This window comes from Nitrospira sp. SG-bin1, assembly GCA_002083365.1.
Taxonomy (GTDB): Bacteria; Nitrospirota; Nitrospiria; order Nitrospirales; family Nitrospiraceae; genus Nitrospira_D.
Genome location: LVWS01000008.1, coordinates 13,954 through 31,287 on the forward strand (window position 1 = coordinate 13,954; position 17,334 = coordinate 31,287).

18 protein-coding genes and 1 pseudogene are annotated in these 17,334 nt (G+C 56.3%); 12 read left to right on the top strand and 7 right to left on the bottom strand.

Annotated elements, in window-relative coordinates; translation table 11 throughout:
• Nucleotides 1–100: 100 nt before the first annotated feature.
• The 4 genes and pseudogenes from A4E19_14510 to A4E19_14525 all read left to right on the top strand — a co-directional run bounded on the left by A4E19_14510 (nt 101) and on the right by A4E19_14525 (nt 5,587).
• Nucleotides 101–1,324, top strand: a complete 1,224-nt coding sequence (locus A4E19_14510) for a hypothetical protein (GenBank protein ID OQW36945.1) — start codon at nt 101–103, stop codon at nt 1,322–1,324.
• Nucleotides 1,321–4,311 (top strand): annotated as a pseudogene (locus A4E19_14515) (DNA polymerase III subunit alpha). The gene A4E19_14510 and the pseudogene A4E19_14515 overlap by 4 nt, the downstream one beginning before the upstream one ends.
• A gap of 59 nt (nt 4,312–4,370) precedes the next feature.
• Nucleotides 4,371–5,012 carry a uracil-DNA glycosylase gene (locus A4E19_14520; GenBank protein ID OQW36946.1) on the top strand — a complete coding sequence of 214 codons (642 nt, stop codon included), beginning with the start codon at nt 4,371–4,373 and terminating at the stop codon, nt 5,010–5,012.
• 2 nt (nt 5,013–5,014) lie between these two features.
• Nucleotides 5,015–5,587 (top strand): hypothetical protein, encoded by a 573-nt coding sequence (locus tag A4E19_14525; protein ID OQW36947.1) that lies wholly within the window; start codon nt 5,015–5,017, stop codon nt 5,585–5,587.
• A 168-nt stretch (nt 5,588–5,755) separates the two neighbouring features.
• Here A4E19_14525 and A4E19_14530 read toward each other — a convergent pair whose 3' ends face one another.
• Nucleotides 5,756–7,030, bottom strand: coding sequence for a hypothetical protein (locus A4E19_14530; GenBank protein OQW36948.1), 1,275 nt, complete (start codon nt 7,028–7,030; stop codon nt 5,756–5,758).
• A 207-nt stretch (nt 7,031–7,237) separates the two neighbouring features.
• Between A4E19_14530 and A4E19_14535 the strand changes: the two genes are divergently transcribed.
• From A4E19_14535 to A4E19_14560, 6 genes are all read left to right on the top strand, one after another.
• Nucleotides 7,238–7,459, top strand: coding sequence for a hypothetical protein (locus tag A4E19_14535; protein ID OQW36949.1), 222 nt, complete (start codon nt 7,238–7,240; stop codon nt 7,457–7,459).
• Nucleotides 7,460–7,486: 27 nt separating this feature from the next.
• The gene (locus A4E19_14540; protein ID OQW36950.1) at nt 7,487–7,888 is read left to right on the top strand and encodes a hypothetical protein; all 402 of its coding nucleotides are present in this window, start codon (nt 7,487–7,489) and stop codon (nt 7,886–7,888) included.
• Between the two features lie 3 nt (nt 7,889–7,891).
• A complete protein-coding gene (locus A4E19_14545) occupies nt 7,892–8,752 on the top strand; it encodes a hypothetical protein (GenBank protein OQW36951.1) in 861 nt (286 codons plus the stop codon).
• Nucleotides 8,753–9,118: 366 nt separating this feature from the next.
• Entirely contained in the window at nt 9,119–9,370 is a 252-nt protein-coding gene (locus A4E19_14550) for a prevent-host-death family protein (GenBank protein ID OQW36952.1), read from the top strand.
• A 7-nt stretch (nt 9,371–9,377) separates the two neighbouring features.
• Nucleotides 9,378–9,815, top strand: coding sequence for a hypothetical protein (locus A4E19_14555; protein OQW36953.1), 438 nt, complete (start codon nt 9,378–9,380; stop codon nt 9,813–9,815).
• 86 nt (nt 9,816–9,901) lie between these two features.
• Nucleotides 9,902–10,546 carry a thiopurine S-methyltransferase gene (locus tag A4E19_14560; protein OQW36954.1) on the top strand — a complete coding sequence of 215 codons (645 nt, stop codon included), beginning with the start codon at nt 9,902–9,904 and terminating at the stop codon, nt 10,544–10,546.
• Nucleotides 10,547–10,623: 77 nt separating this feature from the next.
• On the opposite strand, the gene A4E19_14565 is transcribed toward A4E19_14560, so the two are convergent.
• The 5 genes from A4E19_14565 to A4E19_14585 form a co-directional block, all read right to left on the bottom strand.
• Nucleotides 10,624–11,367, bottom strand: coding sequence for a hypothetical protein (locus tag A4E19_14565; GenBank protein ID OQW36955.1), 744 nt, complete (start codon nt 11,365–11,367; stop codon nt 10,624–10,626).
• A gap of 181 nt (nt 11,368–11,548) precedes the next feature.
• Entirely contained in the window at nt 11,549–12,640 is a 1,092-nt protein-coding gene (locus A4E19_14570) for a redox-regulated ATPase YchF (GenBank protein OQW36956.1), read from the bottom strand.
• Nucleotides 12,640–13,233, bottom strand: a complete 594-nt coding sequence (locus A4E19_14575) for a hypothetical protein (protein ID OQW36957.1) — start codon at nt 13,231–13,233, stop codon at nt 12,640–12,642. The genes A4E19_14570 and A4E19_14575 overlap by 1 nt, the downstream gene beginning before the upstream one ends.
• 2 nt (nt 13,234–13,235) lie before the next feature.
• Nucleotides 13,236–14,015 carry a hypothetical protein gene (locus tag A4E19_14580; GenBank protein OQW36958.1) on the bottom strand — a complete coding sequence of 260 codons (780 nt, stop codon included), beginning with the start codon at nt 14,013–14,015 and terminating at the stop codon, nt 13,236–13,238.
• 236 nt (nt 14,016–14,251) lie between these two features.
• Entirely contained in the window at nt 14,252–15,193 is a 942-nt protein-coding gene (locus tag A4E19_14585; GenBank protein OQW36959.1) for a phosphoribosylpyrophosphate synthetase, read from the bottom strand.
• 240 nt (nt 15,194–15,433) lie between these two features.
• On the opposite strand from A4E19_14585, the gene A4E19_14590 reads away from it, so the two are divergent.
• A complete protein-coding gene (locus tag A4E19_14590) occupies nt 15,434–15,910 on the top strand; it encodes a hypothetical protein (GenBank protein OQW36960.1) in 477 nt (158 codons plus the stop codon).
• A 215-nt stretch (nt 15,911–16,125) separates the two neighbouring features.
• Nucleotides 16,126–16,485 (top strand): hypothetical protein, encoded by a 360-nt coding sequence (locus A4E19_14595; GenBank protein ID OQW36961.1) that lies wholly within the window; start codon nt 16,126–16,128, stop codon nt 16,483–16,485.
• A 187-nt stretch (nt 16,486–16,672) separates the two neighbouring features.
• Here A4E19_14595 and A4E19_14600 read toward each other — a convergent pair whose 3' ends face one another.
• A complete protein-coding gene (locus tag A4E19_14600; protein OQW37041.1) occupies nt 16,673–17,215 on the bottom strand; it encodes an ADP-ribose pyrophosphatase in 543 nt (180 codons plus the stop codon).
• Nucleotides 17,216–17,334 lie beyond the last annotated feature (119 nt).

Consider the following 17,334-nt stretch of genomic DNA (forward strand, 5'->3'; position numbering starts at 1 on the left):
ACAGGGTTTCTTACACTGTCAATGAATCACGGCGAGCAACCATCGAGTGGGAGGACTTTCATGGAGTCGTGGTGGACGTTGCATAAGGCCTTTTCCTGCATTGACAGAAAACATTCTGAATGTAACCATTGGTTACCAATTAATCGCGATGGATCGTCATATTGTTTGTCTTCAGATCCCCGCTTTTCGAATCGCGCTGGCCCGTTCCTCGGATAGTGCGCTGCGGAACAGGCCGGTGGTCGTGGCACCGACGCATACACCGCGCGCACGGCTCCGAGAGATTTCTCCGGAAGCGTTTCACGAGGGCCTGCAGCCGGGGATGCCGGTCGATCTCGCACGACTGATCTGCCCAGGCCTGCGCATGCTCCCTCCGGATTCAGCCCTCACACAAGCCGCCCATCGTGAGCTACAACGCCGTATCTCCTCTTTTGCACCGACGTGGGAATCGATCAGACCCGGCTCGCTCTTCCTGGACCTTACCGGCACCACCAGACTCTTCGGCCCTCCTATCGATACGGCAACTCGGATCAGTCGAGAGCTGGCACATCGGCAGGGATGGCCGAGTGTGATCGGATTGGCGGAGAACAAACTCGTCTCACAGGTGGCGGCATCCACGCTGATCAAGCCGCCGCAAGTGTTGTCGATCCATCCGGGGTCCGAACAGCCGTTTCTCGCTCCCTTACCGACGATCATGCTTCCAGGCTTTCCCCGAACCCACGTCTCGCGAGTCTGGCAACGATTGGAGGATTTAAATCTCCATACATTCGGCGCGATTGCCTCCGTCTCATTGGCGCACCTGTACGCCGCCATCGGCCCTGCGGCCGGTTTGCTGCACGATTGGGCCATGGGAATTGATCCCTCGCCGGTCCGGTCACCCATCGCGCAACCAGTGATCGAACGATCCGTTCACCTCGATCCGGGTGAAATGGACGATCGGCTCTTGCTAGGACGGCTCTACCGACTCTTAGAGCAGCTGTGTGCCACGCTACGGACACAGCAACGGATGTGTCGACATGTCTCGCTGACAATTCAACATAGCGATCACGTCGAGCAGACAGCACAACGCCTGCTACCTCATGGCACCTGCTGGGAAATCGATCTCCAGCCACCACTGACAGGGTTGTTCTACCGCTGCTTTCGTCGGCGGGTGCGGCTCACACGGATGACGCTGCAAGTCAGTCGGCTGGAACAGCCCGCCCGGCAACTGTCGCTTTTCGAATCGGAATCCCTCGTTCCCCGCGCTCACCGCCTCGCGCTGGCAATGGATCAGATTCGAGCAAAATTCGGCGAACAGGTCCTCTTCTGGGGAAGAACGGTACGATGACAGCTGCGCGGTTCGTCCATCTCCATGTCCATTCGGATTTTTCACCGATGCGCGGCGTGTCGCCGCTGGAAGAACTCTGCACGTCCGTACAGCGGCATGGGTCCTCAGCCATGGCCTTGACCGATACGAATGGCTTGTACGGAGCCATCCGCTTCGTCGAACAAGCCAAGCGGCAAGGCCTCCGCCCGATTCTCGGCGCTGAATTGACGGCGGCTGATCATCGCGCGGTCTTGCTGGCTAAAACACCGGACGGCTATGCGAACCTGTGTCGCCTTCTGTCGGAACGTCACTGTAATCCTTCGTTCAACTTTCTCCCGTCAGTCTCACGCAATCGTGACGGACTCATCGTCTTCACGGACGACGAAGCAGCGCTCATGGCTTGGGCCCAAGACTCGCGGCAAGATCTCTATGTCGAGTTGACGCCTGGACCAACGATGCACGAGGCCCTCTCCGTCAGTCGTCGTTTTGATCTCCCACCGGTCGCCACCAATCGCGTGTACTTTTCCCGTGCGGACGACTTTGCCACGCACCGCCTGTTACGTGCCATCGCGCTCAACACGACTTTGTCACGACTGCCCGAAGAAGCCTGTTGCACGCCTAAGCAATGGTTGATGCCGCCTGCAGGCATGGCGTCCCACTTCCCTCATGTCCCCGAAGCATTGGAAAACACCGTGCTCATTGCCGAGACCTGTTACAGCGATTGGCGCTTTGGTGACACCATTTTCCCAGCCTTTCGCCGACTGACTGATGAAGAAGCGTTTTTGGCACTCAAGGACAAAACCTATGCGGGTGCACGGGATCGATATGGCTCCATCACACAAGAAATCCGTGACCGGATCGAAAAAGAGCTGGCGATCATCCGGCATAAGCGCTTCGCGCACTATTTTCTCGTCGTCGAAGAGATTGTTACAGCATCAAAACAGACTACCTGTGGCCGTGGGTCTGTCGCCGCCTCAATCGTGTCCTATTGCCTCAACATCACCCATGTGGACCCGATCAAACACAAGCTCTTCTTTGAACGATTCCTCAATCCGGGCCGCAAAGATCCACCGGACATCGATATCGATTTTGCCTGGGACGAGCGTGACAGTATTTTGGCGTGGGTGTTCAAGCAATACGGCGAGCGCCAGGCCGCGATGGTGGCGAATCAGAACAGCCTCGGTTTCCGGGCCGCCATCCGTGAAGTCGCGAAGGTCTACGGTATGCCTGCTGAAGAGATCGGCAGGATGTCTTCGCAGGTGGTACGTCAAAAAGATCTCCTCGACTTTTCCACTCCGCCGACCAACGAGCAGTGGCTTGGTCGGCTCTCCCAGACTTTGAAGTTAAAGGCACCGTGGCCCGAGATCTTGGCTCAAGCACTGAAGGCGCAGAATCATTTCCGCCACCTCTCCATGCACTGCGGTGGAGTGGTCATCGTCCCGGATGAAATCCGGCGCTATGTGCCGGTGGAATACACGGCTAAAGGCTTGCCCGTCATCCAGTGGGAAAAGGATCAGACGGAAGACGCAGGACTCGTGAAGATCGACATCTTGGGCAACCGGTCGCTGGCTGTGATTCGAGACGCGTTGAAAGCCATCGCCGCACATACAGGTCGAGCAATCGACTACGCGACGTGGGATCCGCTCAACGATGCCGCCACGCGAGACGCGATCCGACGCGGTGACACGATCGGCTGCTTCTACATCGAATCACCCGCCACACGTCTCTTGCTGAGAAAACTGTGGACCGGCATGCCGCCACACCGCCGCGCGGAGGCCGATGTCTTCGAGTATCTCGTTATGGTCTCGTCCTTAGTCAGGCCCGCCACTAATCCCTTTGTCGAAAAATTTATTCGCCTGGCACAAGACGGTTCCTGCACATTTTGGCATCCCAGTTTAAAGGGGGTTTTGGACGAAACTCACGGCATCATGACGTATCAGGAAGACGTCTCGAAGGTGGCGATGGCGTTGGCGGAATTTCACATCGACGATGCAGACCAGCTCCGAAAGATACTGAGCAAGAAACACAAGGCTAAGCAATTAGAGGATTATCGTGTTCAATTTTATAACGGCGCCGCGAAGAACGGTGCGTTACCGGACGTGATTGATGAAATCTGGAGGATGATTTTGAGCTTCGCCGGCTATAGTTTTTGCAAACCTCACTCGGCCAGCTACGCACAGGTCTCCTTCAAGTCCGCTTATCTCCGAACCCACTATCCGGCGGAATTCATTGCCGCGGTGATCAGCAACCAAGGCGGCTTTTATTCGACCTTCGCATATGTCTCAGAGGCTCGACGCATGGGACTGGCGATCCTCCTGCCCGACATCAACGAAAGTGATTGGGCCTATCGAGGTGAAGGCGAGCGGCTGAGGATGGGCTTGATGCAGGTGAAGATGATCCCGGAAGAACTCGGCAAGAGGATCGTCAAAGAACGTACACAGAATGGTCCGTACCGGTCGTTTCAGGACTTTCTGCAACGTGTGCAACCGGAGCCCGCACAGGCCAGAGCCTTGGTTCGCGCCGGCTGCTGCGACTCCATCGCCGGCGAGCTGACCAGGCCGGCCCTGATGTGGCGATTGTATGCAGAGAGCGATTCCATCTCACAGCCTTTGCCGATACCTGACGACTATTCCGCCGCTCAGAAGCGGGCCCATGAAATCGAAGCGTTCGGCTTTCTGGCCAGCCGCCATCCCCTGACCCTCTATCGCAAACAGATTGAGCGACTGCGGCCGATACCGGCCTCCCAGATGCACCGCTTCGTCGGACAACGCATTACGATGGTCGGCTTGCTGATCACCGAGAAGGCAGCTGAGACCAAGCACGGCCAGGCCATGGAATTCATCACGCTCGAAGATGTCACAGCCCTGTACGATGCCACCTTGTTCCCAGCGATCTATCGCCGCTGCTGTCACCTGCTTTCACCGAACCAGCCCTATGTGGTCCGTGGACTGGTGGAGGACAGCTTCGGCGTCACAACGCTGACCGTGCACGACCTTCACTTGTTGGAATCGAGGAACGAGGGAAATCACCCGCTGCCCCTCGTACGAAAACCGCGGTATGGTGCATCATGCGACGTTCTACTAGATCCGCCACCCCCTTCATTCCGGCCACACTAACCATCCCAATTCTGCAACAAGCCGCCTCATCTTGTACCGGCTGCGACCTGTACCAACGAGCCACGCAAACCGTGTTCGGAGAAGGATCAGTCCATGCGACGATCATGTTGATCGGCGAGCAACCGGGCGATCAAGAAGACCAGGCCGGCCATCCCTTTGTCGGACCAGCCGGAAAAATCTTGGACAAGGCGTTAGCCGAAGCGGGAATGACACGAGCAAGTGTCTACGTCACCAATGCCGTCAAGCATTTCAAATGGGAACCACAGGGCAAGCGCCGCAAGCACAAGAAACCCTCGGCTTCGGAAATCAACGCCTGTCGCCCATGGCTGGAGGCTGAAGTGCAAGCGGTAAAGCCGAGCGTCGTGATCTGCCTCGGTGTGACGGCAGCCCAATCAGTATTCGGCAAGACTGTTCGTTTACATGAACTGCGTGGGCAACCCTGGAACACGCCCGTCGCTTCACACGTCTTTGTGACCGTCCACCCCTCTGCCATTCTTCGACATCCGGAAGCGGTGCAACGTGAAGAAGAATATCGCCGCTTCGTCGAAGACCTGCGGCGGGTCACACAGTTCCTCCAAGCACAAGCCATGTAACCATGTCACATCAACCGCATCATAGTCAGGCCTGCCTGCTCATCATCGACATGATCAACGAGTTCACGTTCGACAGTGCCGAGAAACTCTTCCCGGCCATTGAACAGGCGGCACAGAACATCGCCATGTTCAAACAACGAGTCAAAGCAGCCGGATGGCCGGTCTTGTACGTAAACGACAACTTCGGCAAGTGGCGTTCGGATTTCCGATGGCTCGTGAATCGGTGTTTGGAAGGCAACTGCCGAGGGAAACGGATCGCGGAAGTTTTGAGACCGGACGAAGATGATTACTTCGTGCTCAAACCCAAGCACTCCGGCTTTTTTGCGACTCCGTTGGAGCTGTTGCTCCGTTACCTCAAAGTCCAGCGAATCGTCCTAACCGGTGTCGCGGGCGACAACTGCGTTCTCTTTACTGCCGCCGATGCCTACATGCGCAACTTCGAGGTAGTAGTACCGGCAGACTGCACGGTATCTATCGATCCTGATGCCAACCGCTCGGCACTTGAGCACATGCGTGAGACCTTGAAGGCCGATACGGGTCTCTCCAAGGACATCCTCGACAAACTCGCCGCATAGGAAGCTCATATATCGCGCAGCTCACATCTCGCGAGGTGACCGCAGCGTCTCAAAGAAACTGGGCATTTCGGCGGAGCCACTGTCTCGCCGGCCGGCAAGGCGCATAATTCCATCAAGGGCGAAGCAACGAAGACGTTGGATCTCAAATTTTAAATAACAGGACTCGGGTTATGAAGTCACGTACTCTCTTACAGCCTCGAACCTGTCGCGCGAACTCGACTCAGCGGGCAGGAATGGAATCCACAAGAGCGTGGCCAGCGTGACAGCGGCGGCGAGAATGATCAACGGCGTGAGTTGGTGGTCGAAGATGCGTTCGTACAGATGGCCGCCGATCATCGCGGAGAGATGGGTGGTGACGCTGTGGACCGCCATGAGCGATGCGAAGGTGAACCCCGCGGCCTGCGGAGGACAGACCGAGGCCGCAAGGCTGAAAAACGTGAGGAGCGCGATCATGCTCACGACGCCCCCGAATAAATACAACACGACGGCGGTGCTTCCGTTCAGCCACACATACCCCAGCGCTAAGATGGTGTTCAGCCCAATGCTGAGAGCCACCAGGTGTTGAGTGGAGAAACGCTCGACCAGACAGCGGCGGTAGATCAAGGCGCCGAGCACCGCGCCGATGGAGCCGATCGAGACCAACTGTCCGATGAAATACTGATCGAATCGTAAGTGGTCGGTCAGATGGTAATACAGCGGGGTGCTGAAATTCGGGATGAGATTCCAGAAGGCCAAAAAGCCGGCCACGGTCCAGAGCGCTTTCGACTTCAACGCGGTGCCGATCTCCCTGGCGGTTCTCCGCATGCGTGCCGGTTCGAGCGCCACCTTGTCTTCCTTCACCAGCAAGAGGGAGGCGAGCATCACGGCAGCCGGAGCACCGATCACGATCATCGCCGCCGTGTGGACGGCCTCTGTGGGATCGAGCACCTGGCTGAGCCAGCCGCCGAGCAAGGCCGCCATGACCGCCGCGATATTCAACCAGAGCCACTGTTGGCCCTGAAACTGTTTCACCCGCCCAAGGCGAAGGCCCTGTTCGACCATCAATGCATCCACCACCACGTCGGTCGCCGCGATGCCCAGCGTGGCGACGAGCAACGCCCATATCATGACGTGCGGTGATGCAAATTGGATGAGCCCAAGAAACCCGATCGCGGCCAGGCCCGCCGTCATCATGAGGTACGTTTTTCTGCGATAGCCCCACAGCGGGATGAAATCGATGAGCAGCCCGTAGAGCGGTTTGATCATCCATGGGAGAGCGGCCACGGCAAAGACCGTGGTGACGGTATCCACCGCCATACCGTGCGACTTCAAATAATAGGTGAACGGCTGGGCGAGCAGACCGCATGAGAGTCCTTGGGCAAAATAGACGAGCCCAAAGAACCACATCAGACAGCGTTCTATCGAACCCTCGGCGATCAGGATGTTCCGCAATCGAGCAAGCATAGATCGAGTCTGGCCGGCTTGGGGCTCTGCGGTACACTCGGCAAAGCCCTGATCGTCCTCTTGTCTGCACGTTTACCTCTGTAGCTTTTTGCCCGTAAGAGTCGACACACGTCGGCTTCATAGGGCTTTTGACGCAGCCTACCAACCGGCATAGTATCTACGTTGTATCTACATTGGAGGACAGCGCATGAAAACGACAGCACAGAAATGGGCAATAGCCTGGCGATCCGAGTCCCAAAGAGTGTCGCGGTGTTAGTAGGGCTCAAGGCCCAGGACGATTTGGAGATCGAGGTGCAGGATGGGAATGTCGTGCTGAAACCTCAACTGCGACGAGTCTATCGCCTCGAAGACCTTGTCAAACGAATCACGCTGAAGAATCTGCATCGCGAAATTGATACAGGTTCCCCGATCGGCCTCGAGATCTGGTAATGAAGAAACCTGAATCACTTCGTCAATGTGGCCGACGCGAAGGCTGCAGGCCTTCTTACCGCTGATCTCGCAATTTGCGGGGCTCTCATGTCCAACACTCCCGTGACGCTATGGCCACAACGCTTTCACTGGGCGTCTCTACTTCTCCTGGCCACATCCGGCATCTTCGCACTTTGGGCCCTATATCCAAGAACTCCGAAAATCGGCAGCAGTCTTATCTTCTGGGAAGATATACGAGCTCGCCCAACCGTCGACGATTACTTAACTGATCTTTGCCAAGTGGATGATATGGAGATTGAGCGTCAGTATGGCGCACAAAACTATTTGGTATGCGGAGTTCTCTCGACCAAATACCGTCTCGTTCATCGCAGCATGTGGTGCTTACTGGCGGCAGTGCCGCTTCTGGCCATAAGGCTTTCCGGAGGGTGATATATGAGATTCTGGAATCGTGGTTATTGGAACGAATTGGCTCTCCAGTTCAAGGGTTTGACGCAAGACCTTAAGTCCAAGCTCGACCAGGTCGTAAGTGGAAGAGTGGTACCTTCTATCGATAACATACCAATCGGTTCAGCTCGAAAGTTAGATGCCGCGGTGATGTTCTTCGACTTGCGGGGATCGAGCAGGTTGCCGGTCGATGTTGCAACCTACGCACTCAACGTTGTGATTCCTACCGTGATGCGAATCGTCCATGACCATGATGGGTACATCGAGAAGAACACTGGCGACGGTGTGATGGCAATCTTCACTTCTGGCGACGGAAAGAAAACGTGTAAATCCGCACTGCAGAGTGCGATGGCATGCTTCTGCGTTCTGCGGGAGATTATTAATCCACATTTATTGAAGATCGGACTTCCAACAGCTGCTGCCAGAATTGGCATTGACTTCGGTGAGATCGTGGTGAGTCGTGTCGGGGTTCCAAAAGGGTCGGCCAGACAAGATAGGAGTTTTCTCACCGCAATTGGGTCTGCACCTAATATTGCTTGCCGCCTTCAAGAGCAGGCTGGTACGAATGAAATCTGGGTAGGTAACGCGGTGAAAGAGCAAGCTCCGGCAGAGTGGGGAGGCTCCTTTTTAAGAAAATTCCCATCGGAATGGAACTGGGTTCAAAAAAGTAACCCAAGCCAGCTATATGCCGCTTGGCATTTTTATTGTGAGCTTGCGGTTCCTGTTCCAACTCCGACGCCCCAACTACCAAAAGGATTGCTGAACCTTGCGCCCCAGCCCCGCAACCTACAACAGCTTGTTCCGTTATCGATTTTGGGTCACGAGATTTCCAACCTCGGCGGCCATTAGATGGACTGCTAGGTCTTGGGTCACAGGCTCAGCAGAATGCAGGAACCACAGGCTCAAGCTCTAGCTCACTTCTCGCGGAACTTCTTAAAAATAAATCCTAGGTGTTTGATCAGATGGTCGATAGCCTTGGGGGCAAGTCTTGATTCTTCTTGAACCAGGCCGGCTCAATCTCCTTGGCCGCTTGAGCAGGAAGAATCAACAGAGCGTCTTTGACTCGTTGTCCCGCCATGGCAGAAGCCGGGACCACAATAATATCAATATCGGTCGTTGCCAGGATGTATGGTCACACAACCCATAGATTTGTATATTATATGAATATTGTCTATTTTGTCTAAAATAGATAGAATGGACGTACGAGGTGACACCATGCGATACGTCTCAGCAAGCGATGCAAAGCAGAAGCTGGCGGCAATCCTGGATGCGGCGCAACGTGAGCCCGTGATGATCCGCCGCCAAAAACGGGATGTGGCTGTGCTGCTCTCGGCTCAGGAATATGAACGGGTGTGCGCTATGAACCGGCAAGAGCTTCTGCGGTTTTCAGATCGAGTGAGCAAAAAGGCCAAAGCGCAGGGGCTGACGGAACAAAAGCTCCACGAGATTCTGGCTGATGAGGGCTAGACGGCGGGTGGTGCTGGATACCAACACCCTGATCAGCGGCATGCTGCTGAACGACTCCGTGCCCGGACAAGCGGTGCGAAAGGCGATTACCGAAGACTTCATCTTGATGTCCGAAGACAGCCTGTATGAACTGGCGGACGTGTTGTCGCGCAAGAAATTCGACCGCTATCTCAGTGTGGAGGACCGTGAAGAATTCGTGCGGCTTGTGCTACGGGTGGCCGAGATGGTGCCGATCGTGACGGCGGTACATGAGTGCCGGGACGAATCAGACAACCGGATTTTAGAGATCGCGGTCAACGGCAATGCGGCGCTGATTGTCAGCGGGGACCGGGACCTGCTGACGCTTAATCCCTTTCGAGGCATCCCTGTGCTGACGCCTGGAGATTACGTGCAGAAGACCCACGATACCGATGACGCAACCCACGCATCCAGGGAACCTGAGTAAAAGGAAAGTTGGAGTCGGATCTTGACCTGAGCCCTTTAGGATGGTCCCGGCAACAACCTGACATTCCATACACTGGGGAATTTGTTATGGATGCAAGTTTTTGGCACAACCGCTGGCAGACGAACCAGACAGGCTGGCACGAGCAAGCCGTTAATCCGCTGCTGATCGCGCACTTTCCTTCGCTGCACGTTCCACCGGGCGGGCGCGTCTTTGTTCCGCTCTGCGGCAAGTCGCTCGATCTGGGCTGGCTCCTGTCTCGCGGCTATGCGGTTGCCGGAGCGGAACTCAGTGAGCTGGCCGTAACACAGCTCTTTGCGGAGCTGGGGATGGAACCTCGCATTTCAGAGGTCGGGAAACACCAGCTCTTCAGCGGAAAGAAGATTGATATCTTCGTGGGCGATCTCTTTGACCTCTCTCAGGAAATCCTCGGTCCCGTCGATGCGGTCTATGACCGGGCCGCGCTGGTCGCACTACCGGAGGTGATGCGAGTACAGTACGCGACACATCTCAAGGCTCTCACAGCGTTGGCCCCCCAACTCGTCATCGGCTATGAGTACGACCAGACCGTGGTAGACGGGCCGCCATTTTCCGTCACCGCCGATGAACTCCATCGTCATTACGGCGACTACTACACCCTCACGCCGCTGGCCCGTCTCGAAATCCCCGGCGGGCTCAAGGGCAAGTGCCCGGCGACGGAACATATCTGGCGGTTGGACAAACACCAGAGCTAGAGCTCCGAGAGCTTCAAACCGGATCGAGGGAAAGGCAGAGATCGCGGGTCACGGTTGATCAGGAATCACTTCTCCGCTTAGACCCCGACTGCCATACGGACTGGATGGACGGTTTCCTCAATGCCATACGGTCCTGTGGAATTCACCCGCTCCGGATCGACATACGTCCCGAACAAACGATCCCACACCGTAAACAGAACCCCAAAATTCGCCCCGGCCTTTCCAATTTCCTTCAGATGATGCACACGATGATAGCGAGGCGTGACGAAAAACCACTCCAGTTTGCTTGATTGCCAAGTGACGTTCATGTGCATCCAGTTATTGGTCAGAACCAACATGTAGGAGTAGAGAGGGAAAAATAACGCAGGCACCGGTTTGAGCAGCGGGAACGCCAAGAGATACGGGATATTCGCGAGGACGATTTGTGGAAAGCTCGCCCGGACACCGGCCAGCCAATAGAGTTCGGTGGGGGCATGGTGCCAACGATGGATCGGCCAGCCCGGCGATGTATGCCAGAACCGATGCATCCAGTATGCGATTCCGTCAATGGCGACGAGAAAGACCACCAACCTGACACCGAACGGCAGTGCCTGCCAGCGCCAATAGGAATAGGATGGAAACGGGATTCGGCTGGTTACCTGCAAGGCTAAGGCAAAAAACACCTGATAGGTAGTGAAGGCGGCTCCATCCTGCAGCAGCACCTGGAGATAGGGCACCGGGCGTGTCGACCACCAATATTCGGCGGCAAAGAAGAGCAGGCCAATCCCCCAGTAGGTGGCCAGCCAATCCAGCACAAAGACATTCGCAAGCAGATCAAGCATGACGGAGACTTAGGAACATAGCTTTAGAGGGACATGCGCAACGGCGGCGCAGAGAATCTGCTTATCTTGAAATCTCCGGTCAAGCCGGTAGGCCTACATACATAGGCTTGAACTTTTCTGGCCGCGAAAAGTGTTTTCATCACTACACAACCATGGCAAGAAGATTGATGCGCACATAACCTTACACATTGAAGCGGAAATACACGATGTCCGCTTCTTTGATCACGTAATCTTTGCCTTCGAGGCGGAACAAGCCCTTCTCTTTCACCTTGGCCTCAGATCCACAGGCCAGCAGATCGTCGTAGTGATAGACCTCGGCACGGATGAAGCCCCGCTCCATGTCGGAGTGGATCTTGCCTGCCGCTTGTGGCGCCTTCATACCTTTTGGAATCGGCCAGGCGCGAGACTCTACTTCGCCGGCAGTGAAAAAGGTAATCAGATCCAGCAAGGTATAAGCTTCACGCGTCAATCTAACGAGTCCCGATTCAGTGAGTCCCATTTCGTTCAGGAAGTCGGCTCGTTCACTCTCCGGTAAAGAGGACAGCTCCGCCTCGAGCTGCCCACAGATGGTCACCACACGGGCGCCTCGCTTGGCGGCAAAGTCGCGTACGGTCTGAACCATGGCTTCGTCGGCATTTTTCCCTTCTGACACGTTCGCCACGAACAGGACCGGCTTGGCGGAGAGCAGCTGACATTCGCTGAGAATCACCCGTTCTTCCGCGCTGTACTCTCGGTTGCCCAACCACTCGCCTTTGTCGAGCAAACCGATGAGCCTGGCAAGAAACTCCACTTCAAAAGCAGCCTTTTTGTCGCCGGCCCGGACTTTCTTCTCGGTCTTTTGTTTTCGCCGATCGAGCGTCTCTAAGTCGGACAGCATGAGTTCGGTTTCGATCACACCGATGTCGCGCAGCGGATCTATCCCGCCACTGACATGCACGACATCCGTACTTTGAAAACAGCGGACCACATGGAGCAACGCATCGACTTCGCGGATATGGCCAAGGAATTGATTGCCAAGGCCCTCGCCTTTGCTGGCCCCTTCGACCAGCCCGGCGATATCCCGCACTTCCAGCGTGCTGTAGGTGGTTTTCTTCGAAGCGAACAGCTCGGTCAACTTGATCAGCCGAGGATCCGGCACCAGGGCAATACCGGTGTTCGGATCGACGGTCGCGAACGGATAGTTCGCCGCCAGGGCGCCGCCGCCGGTCAGCGCATTGAAGACCGTCGTCTTCCCGACATTCGGCAAGCCGATCATGCCGCAACAGAGTCCCATTAATTTGCACCCTCCCCTTCGTCGACGGCCTTTTCTCTGATATTAAACTGATTCATCGCCGCGTCCGGCCCTCGATGAATCAAACATTCCAGGGCATCGACGGCCCGTTCGAGGCACGGTTCAAAGACGCCCATCTCATCCTTGCGAACCGGTTCTAACACATAGTCGGCGGAGTCCCGGCCCGGGGCCGGGCGGCCGATTCCCACCTTCAACCGCACAAATTGCGGCGTTCCAATGGCCTCGATGATGGACTTGATGCCGTTGTGTCCTCCGTGACCGCCGGCCGGCTTGATCCGCAATCGCCCTGGCTCCAAGTCAAGATCGTCGTGTATGACGATGAGCTCGTTGGGCGTGATGGCGAATTCCCGGAGGAGGCCTTTCACGGGAGGACCGGAACAGTTCATCCAGTCGAGCAGGCCCGCCAGCTCGACCAACTTCCCTCCCAGCCGTCCGGAACCTCGTTGAGCTGTGCCGCGCGGTGAGAGTCGGATCGACCATCGAGCGGCAGCCCGCTCGATGATCCACATGCCGACATTGTGACGGGTCTGGGCATAGGCTTTGCCGGGATTGCCCAGTCCAACGAGCAGATGCAACGTTACTTCTTCTTTTCGGCTTCTTTCTTTTCAGCCTTCGGAGCAGCCGCGGCTTCTTTCTTCTCGCCTGCCTTCGCTTCACCGGCAGGCGCTGCGGCACCCGCCTTGGCCGGCTCGGCGCCCGCTTCGGTCCCGGCCGCTTCCTTTCCCTTGGCCATCACTTCAGGCTCTCCTGGAGCCCCGGCGCCGCTGGTGAGCAAGGCCTCGAGTTTGGCATCCGTCATCGGCGCGGCGACGCTGACGACCATTTGATCGGGATCATCCAAGAAACGGATCCCTTCACGCGCTCCGATTTCTTTCACATGAATGCCGTTGCCGATGGTCAAGGCCGATGCATCGACCTCGATGTGATCCGGCAATACGGCAGGAAGACATTCGACATGCACGTCACGCATATTATGGTGTAGCACGCCGCCCTCTTTGACGCCGGCCGGAATCCCCCCGATAACCTTGATGGGAACCTTTACGCGAATCGGCTTGCTCATGGAAATCTCAAAGAGATCCGCGTGCAGGACGACTCCGGTCACGGGGTCCACCTGATAATCGCGTAAGAGGGCCGTGCGATTCGGTTTGGATTTGGCACCGGTGACCGTGAGCGAAATCAGTGCGGTACTGCCCGCGTGAGACTTAAGGATCTTGGTGAGCTCGTCTGGATTGACGGTCAGCAAGAGACATTCCCCCTGGCCATAGAGTACTGCCGGGATTTTTCCCGCCCGCCGCATGGACCGTGCGGCTCCTTTTCCCGCTTGCTCTCGTACTGCCACTGCCAAATCGAATTTCATGATCTTCCTCCGTCTCTCTCTGCTTCTTACGCAGCGCTTAGCAGGATGCTGAAAAAGTCCGCCAGCGGCGTTCTCGCATCGCTCAGAGATCTCAACGTACCGAAGCGTACGCCTCGCCTCTTCGTTCGCTGCGGCCTTGCTGGACAGCCTTTTTTGAGCATCCTGAAGTTTATTCTCGCCTTAACATCGTACGGACCAGGCATATTGTTGGCATCAACCGAGTTTTACGAAGCCTGCTAGGCGAATAGTGAACTCACCGACTCATCTTCATGGATCCGTCTGATGGCTTCGCCCAGCAGAGGCGCCACCGACAATTGATGTAACTTCGGACAGACCAGCTCTTTCCCCCGTAGCGGAATCGTGTTGGTCACCACCACTTGAGAGAGACATGACGCCTGTAATCGTTCCAGAGCCGGCCCCGACAGTACCGGGTGAGTGCAAGCCGTCATGACCTCCCGAGCGCCGTGATCCAGACAGGCCTGAGCGCCTTGAACAATGGTGCCCGCCGTATCGATCATGTCATCGAGGAGCAGCACGTGTTTCTCTTGCACGTCCCCGATGATATTCATGATTTGCGCTTGGTTGGGGCCTTCACGTCGCTTGTCGATGATGGCCAGGTTGGCCTGCAGGCGCTTGGCAAATGCCCTGGCGCGTTCCACACCGCCCGCATCGGGCGAGACGACGACCAAATCCGTGATCTGTTTCTTGATTATATAGTCCAGCAAGACCGGGAGCGCATAGAGGTGGTCCACCGGCACATTGAAAAATCCCTGAATTTGACCGGCATGAAGATCCATCGATAGGACACGATCGGCCCCGGCGGTCGTCATCAAGTCCGCGACCAACTTCGCGGTAATGGGGACGCGCGGTTGATCCTTGCGATCCTGACGAGCATATCCGAAATAGGGAATGACGGCCGTGATACGGTTGGCCGACGAACGTTTCAACGCATCGATGATGATCAGCAATTCCATCAAGGAATCGTTGACCGGCTGACAACAGGACTGGACGACGAACACGTCGGCGCCGCGCACGTTTTCGTCGATCTTGACTCGAATCTCCCCATCGCTGAACGAGGAGACGGTCGCTTCACCCAGCTTCTGCCCAAGATAGGCGCAGATCTCGTGAGCAAGCGCAAGATTGGCATTGCCAGAGAAAATTTTCAGTTCCCTGTTCATCGGACTTTCCTGAACCGTTCGTCGTCCTATAACGCGCTGGATTCTCTAGTGGTTCTTGTGCGGAGAGCGGCGCCGGCCTTCCGCGCCCGACCTTCTCATTCACTGCACACACGACCGGAGCAGCCACTCAAGGGGAGAAACTGTATCGGAAATTGCGGGTCTCTGTCAATAAACGACTGTCGGATCATCTGGCCAAGGCACAATGCCCATGGTAGTCTCTAAGTAGCTCAAGAGGGAGCCATGCAGGCAGAAACCTTCCGAGGGCGACTGTCGCAAGCCTTAATTTTTGCTGGATGTCTGGCGTGCGCCCTTTTGCCCTTACCCTCCATAGCCGAAACCCTCCAAGTGCCGTGGGAATGTTCCAACTACTCAGGCGACGCTCAGACCCGTTGCGTGAACGCCTTCCTGGAAGCGCAACAGAAGAAGATTGCGGAGCTCGAAGGAAAACTTCAGGCGCAACAGAGCGCCGTCAGCCAACTCAAGGATCAGCTGGATCGACAAACCACGGCCACAACCGACCTGCAACGCCAACTTGCCGAGCGGCCCGCCACCTCCATGGTTCCGTTCCCTTACCCCTACCCGTATTCCTATGGCTATCCCCTGGGCCTCGGGCTGGGGTTGGGACTTCATTTTGGAAGTTCAGGAATCTACGCTTCTCCCCTTTACCGTCCCTGGTGGGGCCCACGACACTACGGGTATTGGGGGTATCGCTGGTAAAGTTTTCGAAAACGATCGGCATTCGCTTACCGTGCCGACTCAGCCGTTCTTGTTCAGATCGGTCTTTTCGTTGACAAGTCGCCTCCGGACACATAGCCTGCTGCGTAGCACCACTGGACTCACGAGAGAGCACGTCGATCGGTTCGACGCCAAAGAGTCTGATTTCCATCGTCTCGCAGACAGAGAAGAACTGCCACGAGACACAAGGATACACGATGGTCATTCGGAAATTCCCCCGGTTTCCGGTTGCGATCCCCAGCACGTTGGTTCAGAGAGACAAACTCCGCTACAACGCGTCCGTGAAGGATCTCTCGTTGAAAGGCTGCCGATTGGAGAGCGTCGTTCAGCCCTTTACCGGCATGCAGGTGGAATTACTCATTGAATTGCCCGGCGAAGCGACACCCATCCACATTAGCAAAGGAACCGTCCGCTGGTCCGGATCGCAAGGCATCGGAGTCGAATTTTTAACCGTGGCGCCCCCTGAACAAGAACGACTCAAGCGGGTGGTCGAACAACTTTCCGTCACATCGGGGCAAGCCCTCATCGTTCCCAAAGGCGAGTTGCCGAAGTTGTGAGCGGTTTCCGCTCCATGCAAGTCTTTCCTTCATCCTGATATTTCTCCTCCGATATTCTTTGGTCAGGACTTGACGAAAGTCCTCTCACATTACCGGCTCGGCCAATTTTCCGATGCAGCGACAAAGCAAGAAGATGTGTCAGAATCTTTACGGATGGGACTAAACGTCCTCACACATGGGTAGCCCGCTAGAACCCCGGTTTATCCGGCAGGCTGGCGAGGTAGAGTGGAAATTCGCCGTTCTTGGCGTCGGCGACGTAGCGTCTCAAGGCTTCACCGACCACGGGGAACGCGATGGTCTCCCAGGGAATCTCCGAGAGAGGGAACAGCCGTACCTCCAAACTTTCCTGCCCCGCTTGAAAGGCAGGCGTTTTCATTCGGCCACGGAACACCAGGTAGACCTGCCCGATATTGGGCAGGCTCAGCACCGCATAGAGTCCGGTAATCATGACATCGGCCTGCGCCTCTTCCTGTGTTTCACGCACGGCCGCGTGCTCGGTGCTTTCCCCCAGCTCCATGAACCCTGCCGGAAAGGTCCAGAGGCCGAGTCGCGGCTCGATCGCGCGGCGACATAAGAGGATTTGGTCTTCCCATTCCGGAATACAGCCAGCCACGATTTTGGGGTTGTGGTAGTGAATGCTCTCGCACTGATCACACACATGGCGAGGCAGATTGTCGCCGAGCGGAACCTTATGCGTCACCCGTGCGCCGCAATGGCTGCAATAATTCATCACCACGCGCATCGCGGATCCTCGTTACGAATCGGACAGGAGCCGCACACGAACCAATGGTCTGCGCATTGACTCACCGTTAGACTTCTCGCATGATCCCATGTCACGGAGCAAGGATT

What these genes read in the sequence shown, in the direction of transcription:
- A4E19_14520 (OQW36946.1), top strand. Translation starts at nt 4,371, where the DNA reads ATGCGACGTTCTACTAGATCCGCCACCCCCTTCATTCCGGCCACACTA.
- A4E19_14525 (OQW36947.1), top strand. Translation starts at nt 5,015, where the DNA reads ATGTCACATCAACCGCATCATAGTCAGGCCTGCCTGCTCATCATCGAC.
- A4E19_14530 (OQW36948.1), bottom strand. Translation starts at nt 7,030, where the DNA reads ATGCTTGCTCGATTGCGGAACATCCTGATCGCCGAGGGTTCGATAGAA.
- A4E19_14535 (OQW36949.1), top strand. Translation starts at nt 7,238, where the DNA reads ATGGGCAATAGCCTGGCGATCCGAGTCCCAAAGAGTGTCGCGGTGTTA.
- A4E19_14545 (OQW36951.1), top strand. Translation starts at nt 7,892, where the DNA reads ATGAGATTCTGGAATCGTGGTTATTGGAACGAATTGGCTCTCCAGTTC.
- A4E19_14550 (OQW36952.1), top strand. Translation starts at nt 9,119, where the DNA reads ATGCGATACGTCTCAGCAAGCGATGCAAAGCAGAAGCTGGCGGCAATC.
- A4E19_14560 (OQW36954.1), top strand. Translation starts at nt 9,902, where the DNA reads ATGGATGCAAGTTTTTGGCACAACCGCTGGCAGACGAACCAGACAGGC.
- A4E19_14565 (OQW36955.1), bottom strand. Translation starts at nt 11,367, where the DNA reads ATGCTTGATCTGCTTGCGAATGTCTTTGTGCTGGATTGGCTGGCCACC.
- A4E19_14570 (OQW36956.1), bottom strand. Translation starts at nt 12,640, where the DNA reads ATGGGACTCTGTTGCGGCATGATCGGCTTGCCGAATGTCGGGAAGACG.
- A4E19_14580 (OQW36958.1), bottom strand. Translation starts at nt 14,015, where the DNA reads ATGAAATTCGATTTGGCAGTGGCAGTACGAGAGCAAGCGGGAAAAGGA.
- A4E19_14585 (OQW36959.1), bottom strand. Translation starts at nt 15,193, where the DNA reads ATGAACAGGGAACTGAAAATTTTCTCTGGCAATGCCAATCTTGCGCTT.
- A4E19_14590 (OQW36960.1), top strand. Translation starts at nt 15,434, where the DNA reads ATGCAGGCAGAAACCTTCCGAGGGCGACTGTCGCAAGCCTTAATTTTT.
- A4E19_14595 (OQW36961.1), top strand. Translation starts at nt 16,126, where the DNA reads ATGGTCATTCGGAAATTCCCCCGGTTTCCGGTTGCGATCCCCAGCACG.
- A4E19_14600 (OQW37041.1), bottom strand. Translation starts at nt 17,215, where the DNA reads ATGAATTATTGCAGCCATTGCGGCGCACGGGTGACGCATAAGGTTCCG.